General features: G+C 24.4%; 1 protein-coding gene and 1 pseudogene. One reads left to right on the top strand and one right to left on the bottom strand.

Annotated features, from left to right (window positions below):
• Positions 1–316: 316 nt before the first annotated feature.
• Positions 317–2347: a sigma 54-interacting transcriptional regulator gene (locus tag Q0V09_RS10710; protein ID WP_297489462.1), complete on the top strand. Its 2031-nt coding sequence runs from the start codon at positions 317–319 to the stop codon at positions 2345–2347.
• Positions 2348–2369: 22 nt separating this feature from the next.
• On the opposite strand, the pseudogene Q0V09_RS10705 reads toward Q0V09_RS10710, so the two are convergent.
• Positions 2370–2532 (bottom strand): annotated as a pseudogene (locus Q0V09_RS10705) (Na+/H+ antiporter NhaC family protein); the annotation flags it as partial.

Here is a 2532-nt window from a genome sequence, read left to right as displayed (position 1 = left end):
AAAAAGATCATTTGAAATAAATTTATTTCCCATTTCTTCCCATTTAGCAGAATGATTTTTACTTCTATCAATTTTTTCATCAAATATATAATTCATTTTAAATCCTCCTAACTTTTTATCTTTGCATATAATATAAGCAATTTTTGTTCCAATGAAAAAAATAGAGTTATAAAGGGTTTGAAATGCGATTAATTGGTTTTGGTTAAGATTAATAGGTTTAAACTGGTTAAAAACCTATATAGAACAGTGTATATTTTATTGACAAATAGACTTGTAGTAGTATATTATTTTCATATATAGAAAGGTGAGGTGGAAAATGTCATTAAAATTAGCAGTTATTGCAGCTGGAAAAAATGTTTCGTTATTTTATAAAGAACAACTTAAATACTTTTTTGGAGATGCTATTGAAGTATCTAATTATTCAATTGAGGATAAGTCAGTTTTTTCTCCAAAGACAGAAGATATATTTTTAATTACAACTGTTTCTTTTGATAAAAATGACGATGTTTTACAATTTATCCCAAAAGATAAAAAACTTATTATTGGAACTGTTACCTTTAAAAACTCCATAATTGAAGAATTAAAAAAATATCCAATGAATACAAAGGCTCTTCTTGTTAATACATCTGTTAAGATGTCTATAGAAACGATTACTCTTTTATATCAAAAAGGAATTAATAATATTGAGTTTTTACCATTTTATCCAAAGTGTAATGAGCTAGATAAAAATATAGAAATAGCTATTACTCCTGGTGAGCCTCAACTTGCACCAAAAAATATTAAAGAAATTATAGATATTAAAAATAGAGTTTTAGATACAACTACTATTTTAGAAATTGCTACCTTAATTGATTGTGAATATCTTCTTGAAACTAAGAGATTCACAGACTATTTTGAAGAAATATTAGATAAAAATGTAGGAATTGAAGCCCTTATTGAAACAAATTCTTTACTAAAACAAAAACTCAAACTTCTGACTGACGAAAATAATATAGGAATAATTTCAATTGATAAATTAAATATAATTATTAATTGTAATAAAAAAGCCTTAGAATATACTGAAACTTCAAGAACTAAAATACTTTTAAAAACAATAGATAATTTATTTTTTAAAACTCATATTAAAGAGGCTAAAAAAGATCTTAAAAAGACAAATTTTATATATACAAATAATTCTAATGTAGTCTTTAATGTATCAGTAATTCCCATTGTTAGAAAAGGTAAGTACTCTTGTGCTTTTATTTTAATTAGTAAAATACTCCCTAATGAGAGTTATATTTTAAGAGAAAGCAGTGATAATTTTAAAAAAAGCCACAGAGGAAGATATATTTTTGAAGATATTATTACTAAAAGTTCACATATGATTAAGTTGAAAGAGATAGCTATGAAAATGTCAAGAACTTGTTCTCCTGTTTTAATAACTGGAGAAACAGGAACTGGAAAAGAACTTTTTGCTCATTCTATTCACAATTACTCAGATAGAAAAGATAAACCTTTTGTTGCAATTAATTGTGCTGCTTTAGCTGAAAATCTTTTGGAATCAGAGCTTTTTGGATATGAAGAAGGAGCTTTTAGTGGAGCTAAAAAAGGTGGTAAAATAGGACTTTTTGAAATTGCAAATAATGGCACTATATTTTTAGATGAAATTGAGGGAATGAGTAAAAATCTACAAATAAAACTTCTTAGGGTAACTCAAGAAAAAGAGATTATTAAAGTTGGTGGAGATAGATTAATTCCAATAGATGTTAGAATAATTGCAGCATCAAATGAAGATTTATTAGCACTTGTTGAAGAAAAAAAATTTAGAAATGATTTATATTATAGATTAAATACACTACCTATAAATCTTATTCCTTTAAGAAATAGAAAGGAAGATATTGAGCTTCTTATTAATAATTTTAAAACAAGTTTAAATTTTAATTTTATTTTAACTGAAAAAACTCAAAGTATTTTAATGGAGTATAATTGGCCTGGAAATGTTAGAGAATTAAAAAATTGTATAGAATATTTTTTTTGTTTAAATGAAAAAATAATAGATATCAGTATGCTTCCTGAATATATTCGAGGACAAGAAAATTTAAATACAAAAAAATACGAAAAAAGTAGTGAAGATTTTTTAATTTTCAATATTTTAGAAATAATATATGAAAAAGAAAAAATGGGATTAGGAGCTGGGAGACAAATTATATTAAAGGAGTTAGAAAAGAAAAATATAGATGTAAGTGAAGCTATAATTAGAAAAATATTAAATATAATGAAAGAGAAAGGATATATTGAATCGTCAAGAGGTAGAGGAGGTACAAAATTAGTGAATTTTGGAAAAGAAACTCTTATGAAAATTAAGTAAAAATATTAATTCTACCCTCTTTTTAGAGGGTAGAATTTTCTTTATTTTGAAAAAATCCAAATTGAATTGTTAAACATGTTACTATTATTAATAGATAAATATAGAAAGAATATTTAAGTACTGCTAAAGGCGATACATCTACTAGACCAGTAATTATTAACATTCCACCATCATATGGTGTTAAA

The organism is uncultured Cetobacterium sp. (genome assembly GCF_947039425.1).
In the GTDB taxonomy this organism is placed as follows: Bacteria; Fusobacteriota; Fusobacteriia; order Fusobacteriales; family Fusobacteriaceae; genus Cetobacterium_A.
Note: the sequence above shows the minus strand (reverse complement) of the source record. Positions and strands in the feature narration are given on the sequence as shown.